Raw genomic sequence first — 21560 nt, forward strand, 5'->3', positions numbered from 1 at the left:
TGAGTAACAAAGAACTTTAGAAGGACACAACAATGCTAGAGCTAAAAGCCGAGCCGTTGACCGCAGAGGCCTTCGCCCCTTTTGGCGATGTGATTGATGCGCGCACCTCCGCGTCGTTTCCCATCAACGCCGGGCGCACTCAGCGCCACCATGATCTTGCCAAGGTGGAAACTCTAGGCGAAAACGCTCACACGCTGATTAATATCTTCGTGAGCCAGCCGATTACACTGCCGTTGGAGCTAACGTTTTTAGAGCGTCACCCCCAGGGCAGTCAGGCGTTTATGCCGCTGCACCAGGAGCGCTTTATTGTTGTGGTAGCCCCACCGGGGGAACATATTAACCCTGCAGACGTGCGAGCGTTTGTCACCGATGGCCGCCAAGGGGTGAATTACCGCGCTGGCACTTGGCACGCCATTCAATCGGTGCTGGAGCGCGAAGGCGAGTTTTTGGTAGTGGATCGCGGCGGTGATGGCAATAATTGCGATGAGTTTCCTCTCACGATCACCGTGACGTTGACTTAAACCAACCCTCTGCGTTGCACTGCTGTCATATAGAGCGCGTTAAACTGGTAAGCTAGGGTTACTGGATAGAGTTACTTAATAAAAGTCACTACACGCTAAATTGCATGGTTGGAACATTATGAACGCACTGCACTTCTCCTCGATCCGTCGTACCAAAATTGTCGCCACCCTTGGGCCTGCCAGCGACCGGGAAGGCGTATTGGAAGCCATGCTCAAGGCGGGTGTCGATGTGGTGCGTCTTAACTTCTCCCATGGCACAGCGGATGATCACCGCCGCCGACTAACCGAGGTACGTGAAATCGCCGCCAAGCTAGGCCGCAGCGTCGCGGTGTTGGGTGATCTGCAGGGGCCCAAAATTCGTATTGCACGGTTTAGAGATGGGGCTGTGGTGCTTAAAGAGGGCCAGCCGTTTATTCTCGATATGGCGCTGGATGGCGATGCGGGCGATGTGCATCAAGTCGGCTGCGACTATAAGACCTTGTCCCAAGACGTGACCGCCGGTGACCGCCTGCTGTTAGATGACGGACGTTTGGTGCTGGACGTGGCCCGTGTTGACGGCCAACAGGTGCATACCACCGTGGTAGTGGGTGGCAAGCTCTCTAACCATAAAGGCATCAACAAGCAGGGCGGCGGACTCTCCGCTCCGGCATTGACTGAAAAAGATAAAGAAGACCTTAAGACCGCCGTTGAGATTGGCGTCGATTACCTGGCCATTTCTTTCCCCCGCCATGCTGAAGATATGCTCGAAGCACGCCGCTTATTAGGTGAGGCGGGTAAAGAGATTGGCCTGGTGGCCAAAGTCGAACGAGCCGAAGCCGTAGCGGATGATGCCACCCTGGATGGCATTATCGAAGCTTCTGAGGCGGTCATGGTGGCGCGAGGTGATCTAGGCGTAGAAATTGGCGATGCCAAGTTGGTCGGCGTGCAAAAGCGCATGATCAAACGAGCGCGTTCGCTCAACCGTGCGGTCATTACCGCCACGCAAATGATGGAGAGCATGATTTCAGCGCCTCTTCCCACCCGCGCTGAGGTGTTTGACGTGGCCAACGCGGTGCTGGATGGCAGCGATGCGGTCATGCTCTCGGCGGAAACCGCGGCGGGCGACTACCCGCTGGAAACCGTAGAAGCCATGTCACGTGTTTGCCTGGGAGCTGAGCGGGAAAAAACCGCCCAGGAGTCCGGTCACCGTATTCATGAAGGCTTTTCCCGCCCTGACGAGACCATTGCGCTCTCCGCCATGTACGCGGCCAACCATATGACCGGCATTACCGCGATTGCCTGTATGACCTCATCGGGCTATACACCGCTGATCGCTTCGCGCATTCGTTCGGGCCTGCCGATTGTCGGCTTGGCGCATAATCCCATTGCCCAACGCCGCATGGCGCTCTACCGCGGTGTTGTTTCGCTACCGTTCGATACCTCTGAAATGAGCGCCACCGAGCTAAACGACCGTGCCCTCGAGATGCTTGTCAAGACCGGTATCTCCAAACCTGGCGACCATGTAATCCTAACTCGCGGCGACCATATGAACGCCCATGGCGGCACCAATACCATGAAGGTAATGGAGATTACTGACGAGCATGCTAAAAGCTAAATTAGCGCATGGGTTGCTGCTCGCCTGCTTGCTTCTGATAGGTTCCCCTGCGCAGGCGGAGGCGCCTATCGTGGCGGCGGCCTCTGATCTACAGTTTGCGCTGACAGAAGCCGCCGAGCAGTTTCAGCAGGAAACCGGCCACGCCCTACGGCTAAACTTTGGCTCGTCAGGCAACTTCCGGCGTCAAATTGCCCAGGGCGCGCCCTTTGAGCTCTATCTCTCTGCTGACGAGAGCTACGTTCAAGCGCTTTATGAGGAGGGCTACACACAAGATGAGGGCGTGATTTACGCCATTGGTCGTTTAGTGTGGCTGCAGCGCGCAGGGCGTGGTGATTTACCTAACGAGGAGACGCCGCTTGAAGCGGTTAAAACCGCGTTAGAGGCGGGGACTACTGAGCGCATCGCCCTGGCCAACCCCGAACACGCCCCCTATGGCGTGGCGGCGCGGCAGGCGCTTGAGTACGCCGGGCTTTGGGAGCAAACAGAGCCGCTGCGGATACTGGGCGAAAATGTCTCCCAGGCGGCGCAGTTTGCGCTCTCCGACGATGCGCGCGGTGGGCTGGTGGCTTACTCCTTGGCGCTGGCTCCCACACTAGGTGAGCGAAGTGAGTACGTACTTATCCCTGAGGAGTGGCATAGCCTACTACGCCAGCGAATGGTACTGACCAATCAGGCTGGAGATATTGCCACGGCCTTCTATCAGTGGTTGCAAGAGGACGAGGGACAATCCATTTTGCGTACCTACGGGTTTAGCGTCGAATAATGGAAGGGGCATAATGGATTGGTCGGCGCTTTCGGTTTCGTTACGCCTTGCGGCGTTCACCTGTCTTATCCTGCTACCCATCGCTATTTGGCTAGGCCGCTCACTAGCCTATGCGCGTTTCCGCGGCAAAGGGCTATGCGAAGCGCTGATCGCACTACCGCTGGTATTGCCGCCTACCGTACTGGGCTTTTATCTGCTGTTGAGCTTTGGCCGCGACGCGCCAGTGGGCTCGTTTTGGGCAGCAATGACCGGTAGCGGGCTGAATTTCACTTTCACTGGCATACTATTGGCCTCCCTGATCGCCAATTTGCCGTTTGCCGTGCAGCCCATTCAGCGTGCCTTTGAACATGTGCCCCACAACCTGCGTGAAGCGGCTTGGTGCAGTGGGCTAAGCCCTTGGCAGACGCTGCTGCGCATCGAGCTGCCCTTGGTGTGGCCAGGCATTATGTCAGCGGCAGCGCTTACCTTTGCCCATACGCTGGGCGAATTTGGCGTCATCTTGATGGTGGGTGGCGCCATTGATGGTGAAACCCGGACTCTCGCCATTGCCATCTATGATCGCGTCCAGGCCTTCGATGAACAGGGCGCTGCACAGATGTCGGCGCTGTTGCTGTTGGTATCGTTTATTACCTTGGGGCTCGTCTATGGTCTGGCCGGGCGCAGACGGTGGGTACGTGGCTGATTCGCGCATCACAGAGCCGGTCTCTGGGCCGATTGCAGGGCTGAGCGTGGCGGTCAATCAAACGGGGCCGATTCCACTGGCCGCCGAGTTTGTTTGCCAACCCGGTGAACTGCTGGCGCTGGTAGGGCCATCGGGCAGCGGCAAAACCACGCTGCTGCGCACTATTGCCGGGCTTTATCGCCCCCAGGGCGGGCGAGTGGAGTGCGCTGGAGAGGTTTGGTTTGACGCCGAACGTAAGCATTCACTCTCGCCCCAGCGTAGACAGGTCGGCATAGTGTTTCAGGACTATGCGCTATTTCCGCACCTAACCGCCTCACAAAATATTCAGCTCCCTCTGCGCCACCTGCCCCAACCGCAACGCCGTGAACAGGCCGAGCAGTGGCTAGCCAAGGTGCGTTTAGACGGGCTGGGCAAGCGCTACCCCAACGCGCTTTCCGGTGGCCAGCGCCAGCGTGTGGCGCTGGCCCGCGCCTTGGCCCGTGACCCCAAAGTGCTGTTACTCGATGAGCCGTTTTCGGCGGTGGATCAAGTGACCCGGCGGCGGTTGCAGCGCGAGCTGGCGCTGCTGCGTCAGCAGATCGAGATTCCTATTGTACTGGTGACCCACGACCTGGAAGAAGCCGCCGCGCTGGCCGACCAAATCTGCGTGTTGCATAACGGCGTCAGCCTGCAGCAAGATGCTCCTGATGTGCTTTTTCGTCGGCCGTTGTCGCCGCTGGTGGCGCGCTTGTTAGACCGCCATAATCTGTTTGAAGGGGTAGTGGTGGATGAGGAGGGCAAGCGTCGGCTGCGGTGGGGCGAAAATTATCTAGAGGTAGCCGAGGGGTTAGATAATCTGACGCTGGGTGAAACAGTCACCTGGTACTTGCCGCCCTCCGATATTGTGCTTCACCGTCGCGGCCGTCCTTCACACGGCGAGCGGGAGAACCCGGTCGTTGCCACCGTTAGCGAACTGGTCGTACTGGGCGGCATCACTTCAGTTTCGCTAAGCGTCGATCACGGCGATATGTTACGTTTTGATATTGCCACCCATGCCGCCCGGCGTAATCAGTTAACCAGCGGCGCCGTGGTGAAGGTTTCGCTGCTGGCAGCAGGCATTTACCTTTTGCCAGGCCACCGAGTTCGCGCAGATGCGCATGACAAAAGGAAGTAAGCATGGATCCCACGCGTCGCACGCTGCTTGAGGCGTCTTTACTGTTACCGATGGCGGCACTGCTGCCGATGTCGCTACTCAGCTCGTTTGCTTGGGGGCAGGCATCTGCACAAAAGATGCAGACGCTGGCGCTGGCTATTCACAGCGAGGGCGGCCCACATCGTCTAGAGGTTGAAGTGGCGGAAACGGCTTCGCAGCGTCAGCGCGGGTTAATGGGGCGTGAGAGCTTGCCCGAAAAAAGTGGCATGCTGTTTCGCTTTGAGAACGAGCAGTCGGCCAACAATGCCTTTTGGATGTATCGCACGCTAATCCCTCTGGATATTGCCTTTATCGATAGCGATGGGCGGATCGCGGCGATTAATACTATGCAGCCCTGCGAATCCTCGTCGCCGAGCGACTGCCCCTCTTATCCTGCAGGTGCGGCTTATCATTCAGCGTTAGAGGTTAATGGCGGCTACTTTGCTGAGCGCGGTATCAAAGTAGGGGACTGTGTTTCTATTCCTGAAGAAGCCGGTTTCTGCCAGCCTGGAGATTAAACTGGGCGGCGGCGAAACCTGACCACGATCAGGGCTATACCCTCGACCACTAAGCCGCCACCGACTCGTTTATGCACGCCTAGGCTGTCGTCCCTTAACAGCGCGCCGGTACCTCTTCCGCCTGCTGCAAGCCAATTAACAGCAGAGCGAAGCTCAGAAGGTCATTGTATACGCTGCGCGATCTCTCGCCACAGCGCGGTGTAGGCGCGACTGCCCCGACTGCTGCGGGCGAAATGCCCGACCGGAGCGCGTTCGATACCCATACGCTCGACCTCACTGGCGTTGGGCACGGTCGTCGATAGGCGCCTCGGCCAGCGTTCGCTGAGACTCTCCATCACCTGGCGGTGCAGGGTCTTGCGACGGTCGGCGAGGGTCACGAATGGCCAGATCGGGCAGGCATGGTCGACCGCGTCGAGATGACCGTCCAGTTGCTCAAGAGTGCGCAACGACAGGGTGGTCGGTACCATCGGCACTAGCAGGGCATCGACGCTTGAAAAGATCTGCTCGGCGAGTGCCGACAGGCTCGGCGGGCAGTCGAGTATCACCAGGTCGTAACTGCTCATCACCGGCTTGAGGATCTTACGCAGCCGGCTGGGTTTGCGGGTTTCCATCGACGCTTCCAGGTCACGCGAGCCCAGCGCCGCTGGCAGCAGGTCGAGCCCTTCGATGTCGGTCTCGCGGATCGCCCGGTCGAGATCGGCCTTGCCCTTGACCAGTTTGTCGACGCCACCACGCACTTTGGGTTTGCTGCGCAGGTAGAAGGTGGTGGCGGCCTGTGGATCGAGATCCCACAGCAATACTCGCCTGCCGTCGCGTGCCGCTTCGGCGGCGAGGTTGACGGCGGAGGCGGTCTTGCCCACGCCCCCCTTGATACTGTAAAGCGCCAGCATCTGCATAGGGAACTCCCGGCTTGGTGACTGTTCAGTCTAACTGATTGGCCTGAGTGGATATGTGACGTTTCGATGACGGCGCTGCTGCCGATGTCGCTACGCTGATTTCCCTCGATATGACCTTTATCGGCGGCGGCGAAATCTGATCACAATCAGGGCTATACCCGCGACCACTAAGCCGCCGCCCACTAGTTTATGCACGCCTAGGCTGTCGCCCATTAACAGCGCGCCTAGGCCGACTGCCAATACCGGTACGAGTAGCGTCATGGGTACCACGCGATTAACCGGGTGACGGCGTAAAAGCGCATACCAAATCCCGTAAGCGACAATCGACGACATTACGGCGGTGTAAATCATCGCCCCCCAGCCTAACCAAGTTGCTTGCTGCATCGCCTGCCACTGACCGCTCTCAAATAGCCATGACCCCAACCCTACCTGAGGCACCGCGAACAGCGCCACCCAGCCTGCCAACGCCATCGGCGCAATGGGCGGGCCACGCTTGATCAACAGCTGCGACACCGCCCAGCCCATGGCACTGCACAACAGAATCGCCAGTGGTAAAGGAGAGGGCAGCGTTGGCCCACCGGCCAGTACGACTACCCCAGCAAAAGAGAGTAGCAGCCCGACAATCCGTTTGGGGCCTAGCTTCTCTTTTAGAAAGATGACCGCTAGCAATGTGGCAAAGGGCGTGCCCATCTGTACTAAAAGCGCGCCGGTACCTGCTTCTGCATGCTCCAAACCAATAAACAGAAGAGCGAAGTGGAGGCTGCCGAAGGTGATGGATAACAGTAGCAAAAACGGCAATTGCACTCGCGCCACCGGGTAGAAGGGCACCAGCAGAACTGCGACCAGCATAAAACGTAGGGTGGTCATCAATAGCGGCGGTAGCTCCGCTACACCGACCTTGATAACAATGATATTCAGCGCCCAAATGGCGATAACAAAGAGGCCGAGCAGCAGGTCGCGTAGTGGCACGTTGATGTCCGTTGGTGGATGGAAACGATAGCCATTGTATCAGCTTGGGAGACGGCAAAAATAATAGTGAAATGAGTTGCAGGTAAGCGCCGCTACTGCTTGATACCAAAGTATTAGGTTTTTCTTTAATAGTCTATATGTTGTTGATAAACAATTGGTTGTTAACTGACTTGTGTGGGTGTTAAGTCCTTTTTGTCCCCTTTAAAGCGGTGAAAAAAGTTGCTGACTTGCACATTTAACTGAGATGTTCTAAATAAATGTAACCGATTACATTTTTGCGTCGGCGCTTTCACAACCTATAACAATCCAACAACAATGAGGTGGATATGGATACCCCACTACGCCCAAAACGTTTGAGTTCACAGGCTCTGCTGGCTGCTAGTGCAGTGGCGCTGTCAGTGCTGAGTGTGCCTGGCGTTGTTCAAGCTCAACAAAGCAGCACAGCAGAATTACCCATTGCTGTTCAAATGTATACGCTGCGTGATTTTGGCAATTTGGAGGAGCAGTTAGCCGCCGTAAATCGGGCGGGAGTCTCTGCCATTGAGACGGTGGGCACCCAGCAAGTGACAGCCGAAGAACTCAATGCTTTGTTAGAAGAGCACGCGCTTGAAGTGATCTCAAGTCATGTGCAGCTAGACGATTTGCGCAATCGCTTAGATGAAACGGTGGCTTTTAATCAGGCGGTGGGTAACGACACTTTAACAATGCCTTATCTAGCCGAGGACGCACGCCCTAGTGATGCACAAGGATGGCAGGCGTTGGGTGAAGAGCTAGGTGATATTGCCGCTGAGCTCGATGCCGAAGGTGTCCGGTTGGCGTACCACAACCATGATTTCGAGATGGAAGTGTATGACGGTAAAACCGCGTTAGAGCATCTGTTTGATGCTGCTGGATCTGATCTGCTGGCGGAATTGGATATCGCCTGGGTGGCACGTGGCGGGTTTGACCCGGTTGAGTATGTCTCGCGTTTTGATGGGCAACTGTTTGCTGTTCACGCCAAAGATAATGCTCCAGAAGGCACCGCCGAAGAAGAGGGCGGTTTCGCCACACTCGGGGAAGGTGTACTGGATTGGGATGCAATCTTGCCTGCCATCGAGGCCGCTGGTGTTGAGTGGTACATCATCGAACACGATATGCCACTCGACGCAGAAGCGGTGATTACCGAGGGCAACAGCTTCTTACAGGAAAAACTGACAGCGCTTCGAGAAGAGTAATGCACGCCTAGGCCATCTCATTTAGATGACGAACGCGAGGATGCTTTATGAAGCGCTACCTTATTGATCGGCGTAGCCTGCTGCGCCACAGCGTTACCGGTGCTATTGGTCTGGCGGCGCTATCTCAGCTTGGCTCTCGAGCCCTAGCTGACGATATGCCTTCTCAGCGGGCACTAAAAGGCAATATCCATCATTCAGTCGCTCGTTGGACATTCGATTTTCTGTCTCTGGAAGAGCTTTGCCAGCTTTCAACTGAGTTGGGCATTACGGCGATTGATCTGGTGGGGCCAGAAGAGTGGCCTGTGCTTCAGCGGTATGGGCTCGACTCTTCCATGTGTAATGGCGCTGAGTTGAGCCTTGAGGATGGCTGGGGCGATACCCGCTTTCACTCAGAGCTGATTGAGCGATACCTTCAGCATATCGATCTGGTCAGCCAGGCGGGCTACACCAATCTCATTTGTTTTAGCGGCAATGCCCGGGGTATGAGCCCTGAACAGGGTTTGCAAAATGCCGAAACGGGGCTGAAGGAGATTCTTGCCCAGGCAGAGGCAAAAGGCGTGGTGCTACAGATGGAGCTGTTCAACAGCAAAATCGACCACCCCGATTATCTTTGTGACAACTCGGCTTGGGGCATTGAGCTTTGCCGTCGCCTCGATTCGCCCAACTTCAAGCTGCTCTATGACATCTATCACATGCAGATTAGTGAGGGCGATGTCATTCGCACTATCAGTGAAAACCATCGCTTTTTCGGCCATTACCATACTGCCGGTGTGCCTGGGCGCCATGAAATAGACGACACCCAAGAGCTCAACTACCCCGCGATTTGCCGCGCTATTCGAGATACCGGCTTTCAGGGCTATATCGCCCAAGAATTTCTCCCTGACCGTACTAGCCAACAGGCAAAAATAGAATCACTGCAGGCAGCTATTCAGCGCTGCGATGTGTGATTCGACTCGAACAACAACACAATAAGGAAGATGACCATGCCAGATAATCACTACGATGCCATCGTGGTTGGCTCAGGCATTAGCGGTGGCTGGGCCGCTAAAGAGCTCACTGAAAAAGGTTTGAAGGTTTTACTGCTTGAGCGTGGGCGCAACATTGAACACGTGAAGGATTACCACAATGCCAATAAAGAGGCGTGGGATTATCCCCACCGTAATGAGCCGACCCAGGAGATGATCGCTAAACACCCCGTGCTCAGGCGCGACTACCCCCTTAATGAAGCCACCATGGGCATGTGGGCGGATGAGCAGGCCAATCCCTACGTGGAAGAGAAGCGCTTTGACTGGTTTCGCGGCTATCATGTAGGGGGGCGCTCACTGCTTTGGGGGCGGCAAAGCTATCGGCTCAGCCCTATGGACTTCGAGGCCAACCAGCGTGAAGGCATCGCCATTGATTGGCCGATTCGCTATGAAGATATCGCCCCGTGGTATGACTATGTGGAGCGCTTTGCCGGTATTGCAGGTACTCAGGAAGGGCTAGATATTCTTCCCGATGGCGAGTTTCTGCCGCCAATACCGCTTAACTGCGTGGAAAAAGATGCCGCCAAGCGTATTAAAGAGGCCTTTGGTGGGCAGCGCCATCTTATCCACAGCCGAGTCGCCAATATTACCCAGCCAAAGCCGGAACAAAATCGCGTCAACTGCCAATACCGCAATAAATGCTGGCTGGGTTGCCCTTATGGTGCCTATTTCAGCACCCAGTCCGCCACGCTTCCCGCGGCGGTGGCCACAGGTAATCTAACGTTACGGCCATTCTCGATTGTCAGCCAGGTGCTGTACGACAAAGACCGTCAGCGGGCGCGGGGCGTTGAGGTGATTGACGCTGAGACCCATGAAGTCCATGAGTACACCGCTGATGTCATCTTCCTCAATGCGTCTACGTTCAACACTACCTGGATTTTGATGAACTCCGCCACCGATGTCTGGGAAGGGGGCTTGGGCAGTAGCAGCGGCGAACTGGGTCACAACGTGATGGATCACCACTTCCGCTGCGGTGCCAGTGGCGAAGTGGAAGGCTATCTCGACAAATACTACTTCGGACGCCGTCCTGCGGGCTTTTACATTCCGCGCTTTCGCAACGTAGGCGATGAGCAGCGAAGCTACGTGCGCGGGTTTGGTTATCAAGGCGCGGCGAGCCGCGAGGGCTGGGATCGCGAAATTGCTGAGCTCAATATCGGCGCTGATTTAAAGCAAGCACTTAGCCAGCCAGGCGGTTGGACGATCGGTATGACAGGCTTCGGCGAAATGCTGCCCGATCACGATAACCGCATCTCCCTTGACCACAGCGTTCGCGATAAATGGGGGCTGCCTGTGCTGTCGATCAACGTTGAGCTCAAGCAAAACGAGCGCGATATGCGTCGGGACATGGTTCAAGATGCGGTCGACTTACTTGAGGCCGCGGGCGTGAAGAACGTCACAGGTGACGTAGGCGATTACGCGCCAGGCATGGGGATCCATGAGATGGGCACCGCGCGTATGGGCCGTGACCCGAAAACTTCAGTGCTCAATAGCCACAACCAGGTGTGGGATGCGCCCAATGTGTTTGTTACGGATGGCGCCTGCATGACGTCATCCTCTTGTGTAAATCCTTCTCTAACCTATATGGCGCTTACCGCTCGGGCGGTGGACTATGCGGTGGAAGAGCTGAAGCGGGGGAACTTGTCATGAATCGTCGCGAATTACTCAAAATGATCGCCCTGACTACCGGTACAGCGATGATTGGAGGCAAATCCCTATTTGCCTTTAGCGATGCTGGCCAGTCAGGCCATCCCTTTAGCAGCCGTGATGTAGAGCGGCTGGACGAGCTTGCCGAAACCATTCTGCCGAGAACCGATACCCCAGGTGCTAAAGACGCTGGCGTCGGGGAGTTTATGGCCCTGTTCGTCAGCGACTGCTATACGCCCTCAGAAAGAGAGGTGTTCTATTTTGGTTTAGCGCAGCTTGAGGCACGCAGCAGAGCGGCTTACGAACGTGATTTTATAGCGCTGAGTGGCGAGCAGCGGTTAGAGCTCGTAAACGAGTTGGATCGCGAAGCGATGGCGCACGCCCAGCAACAGGCCCGCAGAAAGCAGCCAACCCCTGCTGAGGCACTGACTGCAGAGACCCAGACCGCTCAAAATCAAACGGCGGAAACCCAGTCATCCCAGGAGCACGCGGATAGCGAGGAAGCGTTTCCACACTACTTCACTATGATGAAGCAGCTAACGCTGTTCGGCTTCTTCACCTCAGAAGTTGGCGCGACTGAAGTCTTGCGCTACGAAGCGGTGCCAGGCCGCTACGAGGGCTGCGCGCCTTATAACGGCGAGCCTGCTTGGGCCACATAATGGAAAGGAGAGCATTGATGAACTATCAATACACCCAGGCATTCTGCTTATTGGCTTGTGGCAGTTTGTTGGCATTCGACAGTGCGGCTCAGGAGGGCGGCTCGGATAAGTCGCTGACACCCGAACAGCAATCCACCAAAACAGAAGTGTGGGAGCCTGTGCCACCTTTGGTTTCGGTGCCTGAGACGGGCGTTCCTTCCGATGCGATCGTGCTATTCGATGGCACAGGTTTAGGCGCGTGGGAAGCCGAAGAGGGCGGGCCAGCCGAGTGGCACGTGGAAGACGACGTGATGACGGTGAATCGCGGCGCGGGAGGAATACGCACACGTCAGGATTTCTGCGACGTGCAGCTCTACTTGGAGTGGAGAGCGCCGGCCGATATCGATGGCATGGAGGGTCAAGATCGTGGCAATAGCGGCGTCTTCCTGCAAGAGCGTTATGAAGTGCAAGTGCTGGACTCCTATGACAACCCGACCTATCCCAACGGCCAGGCGGCATCTATCTACAAACAGCATATTCCGTTAGTCAACGCATCCCGCCCGCCTGGTGAGTGGCAGAGCTATAACATCCTCTACACCGCGCCACGTTTTGATGATGAAGGCGCCCTTGAATCGCCTGCCTACATCACCGTTCTGCATAACGGTGTAGTGGTTCAGCACCATGCTGAAGTGCAAGGCACCACCGAGTGGATTGGCGAACCCAATTACGAAGAAGCCCACGACTGCGCACCCATTTACCTGCAGGATCACGATGCGGACGTTAGCTTTCGAAACGTTTGGGTGAGAGAGTTATAGTCAGGCGCTTTTAAGCACCCTCAGCGAGCAAGCCCAGTCTTCTGATGCTAGATATATCGGGGACTGGGCTTTTTTGTATCGCCCTCATTGACTATGCTGTAATACATTGTAGTCGTTGGGGTGAGGATATAGATATGGGTGTCACTACAGTTCGTCTTCAGACAGACGTTGAACAGCATCTGGAAGCTATCGCGAGCAGGCTCCACCGGAGCAAAGGCTGGGTGATCAACCAGGCGTTGTCGGAATACATCGAGAAACAACAGCTTGAGCAAGAGCGTTGGAGGCAAACGCTAGAGGCAATGGAGTCTGCCGCGCAGGGGAAGGTGGTTGATAGCAGCGAGGTTCATCGTTGGCTCAATAGCTGGGGAACCGAAAATGAGCAGGATGCACCGAGGTCGGGTAGGTGAAACTGGTTTACACGGATGAAGCCATTGAAGATTTGCAGCGCCTTAGAGAGTTCATCGCCATCCATAATCCATCAGCAGCAGGCCGGATAGCAGCTGAGCTGGTCGGCAAAATCGACTTACTGCCAGACTTCCCTAAAATGGGAACGCCGGTTGAAATGGCACCGGATTCTGTTCGTGACATGGTCTTTGGTAAGTACGTTATCCGCTATTCAGTACATCCGAGCGTCATCATTATTCTGCGCGTATGGCACGAACTGGAAGGTGAGCGTTAGCCATTAAGCCAGCTGCGATTCCCGGCTATGGCAAAATAGAAGTGAAAAGAAAGCGGATTTGGTTATGTATTTACGTTTAACCGAAAGGGAGTTTTATGGACGGCTTTGTTGAAGAGATAGGCAGGGGGTTTTTTAGGGTAATAGGTTACATACTGGCAGAGATATTCTTCAGAACAGTTTGTTACTGGGTTGGCTGGCCAATCTGCAAGCTAGTTACTTTGGGAAAATATCCTTCGGCGTCTGAAGTGATATATCTCAATGAGCATAGGAGTCGAGCCGACGGCGCTTTGTGTGCAGTAGTGGGTTTGCTTGCGTTGATTGTGTTGGCTCTGTATCTGTTAGGACAGTTTTCGTACAAAGCTTAGTAAGCCGGGCACCGCCAATGCACCCGACTGTTTTTATGCTCTATACCCTTACACGTTAGACTTAGCCGTTACGCTTTTATCGTTTTTAAAGGTGAGGTAGAACAACACCAGAACCGCGATAGCAAATACCGCTGGGAACATCCAGATGCCTTGCCAGTCATGCGCGCCGTTGGTGGAGAAGTGATCGGTAATCTGACCGGCTACCCAGAAGCCTATTAGCATGCCTACCCCGTAAGTGGCCAGCGTGATCATGCCCTGGGCAGAGCTTTTAAACTTCTCCCCTGCGCGGGCATCGGTGTAGATTTGGCCGGTCACGAAGAAGAAGTCGTAGCACACGCCATGCAGTGCAATACCAATCAAGAGCATAAACACCATCTCATCGGCGTTACCGAACGCAAACAGCGCATAGCGTAGCGCCCACGCCAGCATACCGATCAGCAAGGTTTTCTTGATACCAAAGCGATGAATAAAGACCGGTAGCAACAGCATAAACAGCACTTCCGATACCTGGCCCAGGGTCATTTTGCCGGTTGGATTGGTCACGCCGATCTCTGCCAGAAAAGGGTTGGCGTTTTGGTAATAAAATGCCAGCGGAATACAAATCAGAATAGAGGCGATAAAGAAGATGGCGTAGTTGCGGTCTTTTAGCAGGGCCAGTGCATCTAGCCCTAGTACTTCTTTTAAGCCAACCGGGCCGTTTGCTTTAGGCGGCGTGGCGGGCAGGCTAAAGCTGTATAGGCCTAGGGCTAATGATGCGATAGCGCACATCAAAAAGGTGTTACGCAGCATGCCGTCGGCGATGCCTTGAGAAGAGTCCCAGGCGAATAAGTAACTGATACCCAAGCCCGCGATAATCCAACCGATGGTTCCCCACACGCGGATTTTGGCGAACTCCTGGCCTGGGTCGCTCATTTGGCGAAAAGAGACTGAGTTAACCAGCGCCAGTGTCGGCATATAGATAATCATATACATCAACACTAACGGGTAAAACGTACTGAAATCGCTGGCGACATACAGGCCGTACATTAACGCAGCGCCTGCTAAGTGGAGTACGGCGAGAATACGCTCGGCGTTGAAATAGCGGTCAGCGATCAAGCCAATAATGAAAGGGGCAATAATGGCACCCCAGGATTGGGTGGAGAAGGCCATGCCAATCTGACCACCGCTGGCGTTGAGGTTGTTGGCCAGGAAGGTGCCAAGGGTGACAAACCAGCCGCCCCAGATAAAGAACTGCAAAAACATCATGATACTGAGTCGTGTGCGTATCATAGCCATGACGTGATCCTTTGTTGTGGTTGTGGTCTTGATTTAAAACAATCAATTAGCGGTGTGAAGGAAGACCGAGAATTTGTCGGTTGCGAGAAGGGCTGGCGGTTACGCCAGCGAAATCGTCAAAGGCGCGACCGGCAGGTTGAATCAGATGGGCTTCGATAAAAGGTGCGCCCTCTGCAGCGCCTTGGGCGGCGTCTTTAATGCAGCACTCCCACTCAAGCACCGCCCAGCCATCAAATCCGTACTGCGTCAGGCGGCTAAAAATCCCGCTGAAATCGATCTGCCCATCGCCTAATGAACGGAAGCGTCCAGGGCGCTCTACCCAACCCTGGTAACCGCCATAAACGCCGCTGCGGCCATTGGGGTTAAATTCAGCGTCTTTAACGTGGAACATGCCGATACGCTCGTGGTAGCGGTCGATAAACTCGAGATAATCCAACTGCTGCAGCAGTAAGTGACTGGGGTCATAAAGAATTTTCGCCCGTGGATGGTTGTCCACTGCCGCCAGGAACCGCTCGAAAGACGCACCGTCGTGAAGATCCTCGCCAGGGTGAATCTCAAAGCACAGATCAACACCTGCCTCATCAAAGGCATCCAGAATTGGCCGCCACCGCCGGGCCAGCTCGTTGAACCCTTCTTCGACTAGCCCCTCAGGACGTTGGGGCCAGGGGTAAACAAAGGGCCATAGCAGCGCCCCGGAAAACGTCGCGTGAGCCGTTAAACCAAGCCGTTGGCTGGCTTTGGCAGCCAGCTTTAGCTGCTCAATGGCCCACTCGGTACGCTCCTGAGGCTTGCCGTGTAGCTCAACAGGCGCAAAATCATCGAATAAGTCGTCGCAAGCGGGATGCACGGCGACCAGTTGGCCCTGTAAGTGGGTAGAGAGTTCACTGATCACAACGCCGGCTTTTTCACAGCGGGCGTTTAACTCATCACAGTAACTTTGGCTTTCAGCGGCCTTGTGCAGGTCGATAAAACGACTGTCTGCAGTGGGTAGCTGAATGGCTTGATAGCCCTGTTCGGCCGCCCAACGAGCGATACCGTCGAGGCTATCGAAAGGCGCTTCGTCGCCGATAAACTGGGCCAGGAAAATGGCGGGCCCGCGGATGCCTTGATGGGTGTTGGGCATGATTAGGCTCCCGTTAGTTGAGTGGCAGGCAGTGGCGTCCATTTCTGTTCGCTTTTGGCGCTGGTGGTGACGGCCTCGATAAACGCCATGCCACGTAGCCCGGAGGCCATACCGGGAACGCCCTCAACGTCGCCTTGCTTGCCTTGATGAATGGCGTGGGCAAAGTCGCGGTAAAGGTTGCCGAGTGCTTCCAGATACCCCTCAGGGTGGCCGCCGGGTAGGCGCAAGAGCTGCATCGCGCTGGGGAAAAGGTCGGGTTGGTCGATGCCCGCACGGAGGGTGCGCATCGGTGCTTGAAGCGGGCGGTAGAACAGGCTGTTGGGCTCCATTTGATGCCACTCCAACGCCCCTTGGTCACCGTAAATGCGAATTTTAAGTGCGTTTTCTTCCCCGCTGCAGACTTGGCTGGCAATGAGGGTTCCGCTGGCGCCTTGATCGGTGCGCAGCAGCACATCGCCATCATCATCCAGTTGGCGACCATCGGCGTGGCTGGAAAGCGAGGCGCATAGCTCGCTAACACGATGCCCGGAAATAAACTCAGCGAGGCCGAAAGCGTGGGTGCCAATGTCGGCCATGCAGCCGCTGATACCTGCGAGCGAAGGGTCGGTGCGCCACGCGGCTTGTTTATTACCCTGCTGTTCTAAACGCTCGCCTAGCCAGCCCTGGGGATACTCCACATGAATTTTGCGAATGCTACCTATTTGGCCCTCGCTCACCATTTCTCGGGCTTGCCATACCATGGGGTAGCCTAAGTAGGTATGCGCCAAGCCATACAGGCAGCCGCTGGCATGCCAGCTTGCTGCTAAGCGCTGAGCTTCTTGGAGTGATACTGCCGCCGGTTTTTCGCAGAACACATGAAAGCCTGCCTGCATGGCCGCTTCCGCGATTGGTACGTGAAGGTGATTAGGCGTTACGATCACCAATAACTGCATGCGTTGTTCGGCGGGAAGTTGCTGCTCGCTTTCCAGTAATTGCTGCCAGTCAGCGTAAATACGCTCGTCGGGGAGGTGGCACGCTTCGCCAGTCAGTTGGTTGTTATCCGCCGAGCGGCTAAAGGCGCCACATACCAGCTCGCAGGTATCGTCGAGGCGAGCAGCTAAGCGGTGAACTTGGCCGATAAACGCCCCTTGTCCGCCGCCGATCATGCCTAAGCGGATGCGGGGTTGATTGGGTCGCGGCATAGAGAGGCTCCTGCTTTAATAAAGCTTATGATTTTTCAGGTGGCGCTTGTTCAGGCTGCGCTTGTACAGACGATAATGTAACCGGTTACATTTGGCTTGAAATTAGGGCTCCACGCTATAAGCGTCAATGCGACAAAGGTCTATCGGTGCGCGCGAAGGGTTGGGAAATCGCGCGCTGAGTTTAACGCTGGGATACGTTAAGCTGATATGAATAATGCCGCGCAACCATCTGCTTACGGCGATTACCTAGTGATAAGGGAGGCCATGACCAATATACGTAAGGTCGCCGAGTTAGCGGGGGTATCGGTAGCGACCGTATCACGCGCGTTAAAGTCGCCGGATATCGTCTCGCCCACCACCCGGGAAAAAGTGCTGAAGGCCGTTGATCAAGCGGGCTACAAACCTAATTTGATGGCGGTTCAGTTTCGCTCTCAACGTACTTATAACTTAGTGGTATTGGTACCCACGATCGCAAACACCTTTTTTGCGCGGGTAATCAGCGGTATTCAGGAAGCTGCCCAAGAACGCGGCTACGGCGTTCTGCTGTGTAATACGCTTGGTAATGAGGCGATGGAAACCCAATACGCCAGTTTAGTCAGTACCCGCCAGGCGGATGGCGTGATTCAACTGCGTGCTTTTAACCCTTTTTCTGAAAAGGCGTTTCCTGCTGGGGCGGTATTGCCCATGATCAATGCCTGCGAGGTGCTGGACGATGCGCCCTGTCCCACCGTCAAACTCGATAACCGCGCGGCAGCCCGGGAGGCCACCGAGCACTTGATCTCCCTGGGGCATCGTCGAATTGGCATGATTAAAGGGCCTCGGCGCAGCCCCTTGACCCGTGACCGCCAACAAGGCTACCAGGATGCGTTGAGCGCAGCGGGCATTCCGTTAGATGAGTGCCTGCTTTGTCCTGGCGATTTCACGCCACGTTCTGGTTATCAGGCGGCTGAAACGCTTATTGCTTTAGCGGAGCGCCCCTCCGCCATTTTTTGTGAAAGCGATGAAATGGCCATAGGCGCTATAAGCCGTATCAAAGAAGCGGGCCTGCGGGTGCCGGAGGATATTTCGGTGGCAGGCTTTGATGATATTGCGTTTGCTTCTTACAGCGACCCGCCGTTGACGACGATTGCCCAACCGGCGGAAGCCTTCGGACGCGAAGCTGTTGCGATGTTGATCGAGGTGCTGGAAGGAAGGCAAGTAGACAATTTGGTGTTGCCATATACCCTGGTCTCAAGGGCCAGTACTGCAACATGCCGACCTTAGGCGACTTCCTTTCGCGCCCTAAGTGCATACAATAAGTGGGGCTTTCTCGAAAAGCTTCACAACTGCTGTCCACGCACACCACTAAACGCACATCATAAAAATAGCTAAAAAAGGATCTACCATGACGCTGACACGCCCAATGGCTCGTTTAACCGCTGGCTTGGCCGGTGCGGCTCTGCTGACCGCCTCCCTTTCTGCACAAGCACGCGAACTCTCGGTTTCTACGGTTTTGTCTGACGCTTTCCCCTGGGGGCAGGCGGCTGAGAAGTGGGCCGAACTAGTTGAGGAGCGTAGCGACGGCGAGTTAACGCTGCGCGTTTACCCCAACTCTCAACTGGTTTCCGGTGACCAAACCCGCGAATTCTCCGCAATGCGCTCCGGGTTGATTGATGCCGCTGTGGGCTCGACCATCAACTGGTCGCCCCAGGTGCCGGAACTTAATCTATTCTCTTTACCGTTCTTCATTCCCGATGAAGCCGCCGTTGATGCGGTTACCGGTGGTGAAGCAGGGGAGTTGGTTTTTGAAGCAATCGAATCTCGTGGCGTTATCCCATTAGCCTGGGGTGAAAACGGTTTCCGCCAGGTTTCCAATTCTCGCGGGCCGATTAGCCAGCCAGACGACTTGGACGGCCTGAAAATCCGCGTTGTTGGCTCGCCGCTGTTCCAGGATACCTTCTCGGCATTGGGCGCCGACCCCACCCAAATGAGCTGGACAGACGCTCAGCCTGCGCTGACCACCGGCGCCGTTGATGGCCAGGAAAACCCACTCTCTGTGTTTGACGTCGCGCGCATTGATCAAGTCGGCCAGGAGCATTTGACACTCTGGAACTACATGAATGACCCACTGATTTTTGCGGTCAATCAGCAGGTATGGCAAACATTGAGCGAAGAGCAGCAAACCCTGCTGCGCGAAACCGCGGTAGAAGCGGGTGAGTGGGAAATCACCATGACCCGTGAAGAAGAGGGCGAGCGGCTTGCGGCGATTCAAGAGCGCGGCGTCACAGTAACCGAGCTTTCCGATGAGCAGTACCAGGCGTTTGTCGATGCCACCCAGTCCGTTTACGAAAAATGGGCGCCGCGGATTGGTGAAGAGGTGGTAGAGGCCGCACAAGCCGCTATCGACGCGCGTTAATTACTTTTGATGTTCAAACTCCCGGCCTTGAAGGCTGGGAGTTTTTTGCTGTGAGGCTGCCATGAAAGGCTTTCCTGATGCGCGCCCTGAACGTTGGCTGGGCGCGCTGGCATTAATCATTATCTCATTGATTAGTCTTGGTAATGTGATTACTCGCTACTTAACCGGCGGCTCTTTTTCATTTACCGAAGAGTTTTCTGTGTTTTTGTTGGTAGTCCTGACCTTTGCCGGTGCCTCGGTGGCGCTGCGGCGTAACCGCCATATTCGTATTGGCTTTTTGGAACGGGCATTGCCGCTCAAGTACCTTCGTGTACTGATCCTTTTTCAAGCGCTTTGCGGTGCCACCGTGCTGGGTTTGATCACTTGGTATGGCGGCAAGATGGCCTGGCAAGAGTATCAGTGGGAGTCGCTGTCACCAGGGCTTGGCTTGCCTCAGTGGTGGTATTTAGTCTGGCTGCCCGTGCTCTCTGCGGCCATGGTGTGGCGCTTATGCCAGCAAACCGCCGACCGTTTAACGGGGAGGCTCACCGATGAGCCCTGATGTGTGGATGATACTGGCGTTTGCGGGGCTGCTGATAGCGGGGGTGCCGGTAGCGTTTTCGCTGGCGCTCTCCGGGGCCGTTGGCATCGTGCTGGGTTTGTCACCGGACATGCTCGCAACGATGGGTACCAATACCTATAACAGTATTGCCAAGTACCCTTTGATTGCGATTCCGCTGTTTATCTTAACCGGGCTTATTTTTGAACGTTCCGGTGTAGCGCTGCGTTTAGTGCGTTTTGCCCAGGCTTTGATTGGCCCGCGCCACGGTGGCTTAGCCTTGGTGGCGGTGCTGGTGTGTATGATTATGGGCGGAATGAGTGGCTCAGGCCCTGCTGATGCCGCGGCGGTTGCGATGGTGATGCTGCCGAGTATGACCAAAGCGGGCTACCCCAAGCCGTTTTCCGCCACGCTGATTGCCGCCTCTGCCTCGACGGCGATTCTCATTCCCCCTTCAGTGGCGCTGATTCTTTACTCGATCGTGGTGCCGGGCGTCGATTTACGCGCACTTTTCGCAGCAGGTTTATTTCCCGGTATTCTGGCGGGGCTGGCGCTACTGGTGCCCGCTATGCTCGTTTCCAAACGCTACGGTTGGGAGGGCGGCACACCCATAGAGGGGGCTGAAAGGCTAAGTGTGCGCTCCACTTTTAAACAGGCGATACCGGCGCTGTTTGCCCCGGTGCTGATTTTGGGGGGGTTGCGTTCAGGGCTGTTTACACCCACCGAAGCGGCCGTGGTAGCCGTTGCTTATGGTGCGATTGTCGGTTTGTTTCTAACCCGCGAGCTGTCGCTGCGTGATTTATGGGAGCTATTGGGTGAGGCGGCGATTATTTCCGGCGTGGTGATGCTGATTATCGCTCTGGCGGGGATTTTTGCCTGGGCAGGCACCATGCTGGGCACCTTCCGCCACTTGGCGGAATGGATTATTAGCCTGACCGATAACGGCGTTTTGCTGCTAATCCTGGTGATGTTAGCAGTGTTGGTCGCTGGGATGCTGTTGGATGCGATCTCGATTTATTTGATCATGATGCCGATTTTGATCCCCGTGATGCAGCATTTTGAGTGGAACCCGGTGTGGTTTGGGATTCTGTTGGCGATGAATATTGCCATTGGCCAATTTACCCCGCCGGTGGCGGTGAATTTGATGGTGACCACCGAAGTGGCCAAAATTCGCTTGGAGCAGACCATCGGATGGGCGCTGCTGTTTGTCGTTGCAATGGGCTGTGCGCTAGCGCTAGTGGCAATCTTCCCCGCTATCGCGCTATGGCTGCCGCGCGTTTTGGGCTATAACGTTGATTAATTTTGCTTACCCTTTTGCGTACCTTATGCAAAGGCGGTATAGCAGTTAACGTTCCCTAAACGATGAAGACCGCTACACTGAGTATTAGACGACAGCGAAATTCATTATTTAGCGTATTACATTTCGCTAATTAGGTTTTTTTCGCTAAAGTAATGCTAGCAGGCAGCTTATGGGTCGCCTGTAACCGTTTGTCTAGAAAATAGAATGTCTTGAAAACGTTTTGGAACAAGGGCACCTGAGGGAACGGTTCATCA

At 55.4% G+C, this 21560-nt stretch carries 22 protein-coding genes; 17 read left to right on the forward strand and 5 right to left on the reverse strand.

Going from position 1 to position 21560, the window contains the following annotated elements; genetic code table 11:
* Nucleotides 1-32: 32 nt before the first annotated feature.
* From E0L35_RS05980 to E0L35_RS06005, 6 genes are all read left to right on the forward strand, one after another.
* The gene (locus E0L35_RS05980) at nucleotides 33-521 is read left to right on the forward strand and encodes an ureidoglycolate lyase (protein WP_022522264.1); all 489 of its coding nucleotides are present in this window, start codon (nucleotides 33-35) and stop codon (nucleotides 519-521) included.
* A 118-nt stretch (nucleotides 522-639) separates the two neighbouring features.
* Entirely contained in the window at nucleotides 640-2115 is a 1476-nt protein-coding gene (pyk, locus tag E0L35_RS05985; RefSeq protein WP_022522265.1) for a pyruvate kinase, read from the forward strand.
* Nucleotides 2102-2878, forward strand: a complete 777-nt coding sequence (modA, locus tag E0L35_RS05990; protein ID WP_027958097.1) for a molybdate ABC transporter substrate-binding protein — start codon at nucleotides 2102-2104, stop codon at nucleotides 2876-2878. The genes pyk and modA overlap by 14 nt, the downstream gene beginning before the upstream one ends.
* A 13-nt stretch (nucleotides 2879-2891) precedes the next feature.
* Entirely contained in the window at nucleotides 2892-3560 is a 669-nt protein-coding gene (modB, locus tag E0L35_RS05995) for a molybdate ABC transporter permease subunit (RefSeq protein ID WP_027958096.1), read from the forward strand.
* Nucleotides 3553-4713: an ABC transporter ATP-binding protein gene (locus E0L35_RS06000; protein ID WP_027958095.1), complete on the forward strand. Its 1161-nt coding sequence runs from the start codon at nucleotides 3553-3555 to the stop codon at nucleotides 4711-4713. The genes modB and E0L35_RS06000 overlap by 8 nt, the downstream gene beginning before the upstream one ends.
* 2 nt (nucleotides 4714-4715) lie before the next feature.
* Nucleotides 4716-5249, forward strand: a complete 534-nt coding sequence (locus E0L35_RS06005; protein ID WP_027958094.1) for a DUF192 domain-containing protein — start codon at nucleotides 4716-4718, stop codon at nucleotides 5247-5249.
* 161 nt (nucleotides 5250-5410) lie between these two features.
* Here the strand turns inward: E0L35_RS06005 and E0L35_RS06015 are convergent, their stop codons facing one another.
* Nucleotides 5411-6145, reverse strand: coding sequence for a ParA family protein (locus E0L35_RS06015; protein WP_027958093.1), 735 nt, complete (start codon nucleotides 6143-6145; stop codon nucleotides 5411-5413).
* A 117-nt stretch (nucleotides 6146-6262) separates the two neighbouring features.
* Nucleotides 6263-7114 carry an EamA family transporter gene (locus E0L35_RS06020; RefSeq protein WP_022522271.1) on the reverse strand — a complete coding sequence of 284 codons (852 nt, stop codon included), beginning with the start codon at nucleotides 7112-7114 and terminating at the stop codon, nucleotides 6263-6265.
* A 326-nt stretch (nucleotides 7115-7440) separates the two neighbouring features.
* Here E0L35_RS06020 and E0L35_RS06025 point away from each other — a divergent pair, with 326 nt between their 5' ends.
* The 7 genes from E0L35_RS06025 to E0L35_RS06055 all read left to right on the forward strand — a co-directional run bounded on the left by E0L35_RS06025 (nucleotide 7441) and on the right by E0L35_RS06055 (nucleotide 13129).
* Nucleotides 7441-8328 carry a sugar phosphate isomerase/epimerase gene (locus tag E0L35_RS06025; RefSeq protein ID WP_051430479.1) on the forward strand — a complete coding sequence of 296 codons (888 nt, stop codon included), beginning with the start codon at nucleotides 7441-7443 and terminating at the stop codon, nucleotides 8326-8328.
* Between the two features lie 47 nt (nucleotides 8329-8375).
* The gene (locus tag E0L35_RS06030; RefSeq protein WP_027958091.1) at nucleotides 8376-9275 is read left to right on the forward strand and encodes a TIM barrel protein; all 900 of its coding nucleotides are present in this window, start codon (nucleotides 8376-8378) and stop codon (nucleotides 9273-9275) included.
* A gap of 36 nt (nucleotides 9276-9311) precedes the next feature.
* Nucleotides 9312-11000: a GMC family oxidoreductase gene (locus E0L35_RS06035; RefSeq protein WP_027958090.1), complete on the forward strand. Its 1689-nt coding sequence runs from the start codon at nucleotides 9312-9314 to the stop codon at nucleotides 10998-11000.
* Nucleotides 10997-11656, forward strand: a complete 660-nt coding sequence (locus E0L35_RS06040) for a gluconate 2-dehydrogenase subunit 3 family protein (RefSeq protein WP_138799875.1) — start codon at nucleotides 10997-10999, stop codon at nucleotides 11654-11656. Before E0L35_RS06035 ends, E0L35_RS06040 begins: the two co-directional genes overlap by 4 nt.
* Nucleotides 11657-11673: 17 nt before the next feature.
* Nucleotides 11674-12450, forward strand: coding sequence for a DUF1080 domain-containing protein (locus tag E0L35_RS06045; protein WP_138799876.1), 777 nt, complete (start codon nucleotides 11674-11676; stop codon nucleotides 12448-12450).
* A 134-nt stretch (nucleotides 12451-12584) separates the two neighbouring features.
* Nucleotides 12585-12857, forward strand: coding sequence for a ribbon-helix-helix protein, CopG family (locus E0L35_RS06050; protein ID WP_022522277.1), 273 nt, complete (start codon nucleotides 12585-12587; stop codon nucleotides 12855-12857).
* A complete protein-coding gene (locus E0L35_RS06055; protein WP_022522278.1) occupies nucleotides 12854-13129 on the forward strand; it encodes a type II toxin-antitoxin system RelE/ParE family toxin in 276 nt (91 codons plus the stop codon). Before E0L35_RS06050 ends, E0L35_RS06055 begins: the two co-directional genes overlap by 4 nt.
* 413 nt (nucleotides 13130-13542) lie before the next feature.
* On the opposite strand, the gene E0L35_RS06060 is transcribed toward E0L35_RS06055, so the two are convergent.
* The 3 genes from E0L35_RS06060 to E0L35_RS06070 are packed head-to-tail and all read right to left on the reverse strand — an operon-like array spanning nucleotide 13543 to nucleotide 17073.
* The gene (locus E0L35_RS06060) at nucleotides 13543-14769 is read right to left on the reverse strand and encodes a nucleoside permease (RefSeq protein ID WP_138799877.1); all 1227 of its coding nucleotides are present in this window, start codon (nucleotides 14767-14769) and stop codon (nucleotides 13543-13545) included.
* A 46-nt stretch (nucleotides 14770-14815) separates the two neighbouring features.
* Nucleotides 14816-15892 (reverse strand): sugar phosphate isomerase/epimerase family protein, encoded by a 1077-nt coding sequence (locus E0L35_RS06065; RefSeq protein WP_138799878.1) that lies wholly within the window; start codon nucleotides 15890-15892, stop codon nucleotides 14816-14818.
* Nucleotides 15893-15894: 2 nt separating this feature from the next.
* Nucleotides 15895-17073 carry a Gfo/Idh/MocA family oxidoreductase gene (locus tag E0L35_RS06070; protein ID WP_138799879.1) on the reverse strand — a complete coding sequence of 393 codons (1179 nt, stop codon included), beginning with the start codon at nucleotides 17071-17073 and terminating at the stop codon, nucleotides 15895-15897.
* A gap of 264 nt (nucleotides 17074-17337) precedes the next feature.
* On the opposite strand from E0L35_RS06070, the gene E0L35_RS06075 reads away from it, so the two are divergent.
* From E0L35_RS06075 to E0L35_RS06090, 4 genes are all read left to right on the forward strand, one after another.
* A complete protein-coding gene (locus E0L35_RS06075) occupies nucleotides 17338-18336 on the forward strand; it encodes a LacI family DNA-binding transcriptional regulator (RefSeq protein ID WP_027958079.1) in 999 nt (332 codons plus the stop codon).
* 121 nt (nucleotides 18337-18457) lie between these two features.
* Entirely contained in the window at nucleotides 18458-19468 is a 1011-nt protein-coding gene (locus tag E0L35_RS06080; RefSeq protein WP_022522283.1) for a DctP family TRAP transporter solute-binding subunit, read from the forward strand.
* Between the two features lie 61 nt (nucleotides 19469-19529).
* Complete coding sequence (locus tag E0L35_RS06085; protein WP_138799880.1) at nucleotides 19530-20009, forward strand: TRAP transporter small permease; 480 nt, start codon at nucleotides 19530-19532, stop codon at nucleotides 20007-20009.
* Entirely contained in the window at nucleotides 19999-21306 is a 1308-nt protein-coding gene (locus tag E0L35_RS06090; protein ID WP_009287381.1) for a TRAP transporter large permease, read from the forward strand. Before E0L35_RS06085 ends, E0L35_RS06090 begins: the two co-directional genes overlap by 11 nt.
* Nucleotides 21307-21560: the final 254 nt, after the last annotated feature.

The organism is Halomonas sp. ATBC28 (assembly GCF_005937175.1).
In the GTDB taxonomy this organism is placed as follows: Bacteria; Pseudomonadota; Gammaproteobacteria; order Pseudomonadales; family Halomonadaceae; genus Vreelandella; species Vreelandella titanicae.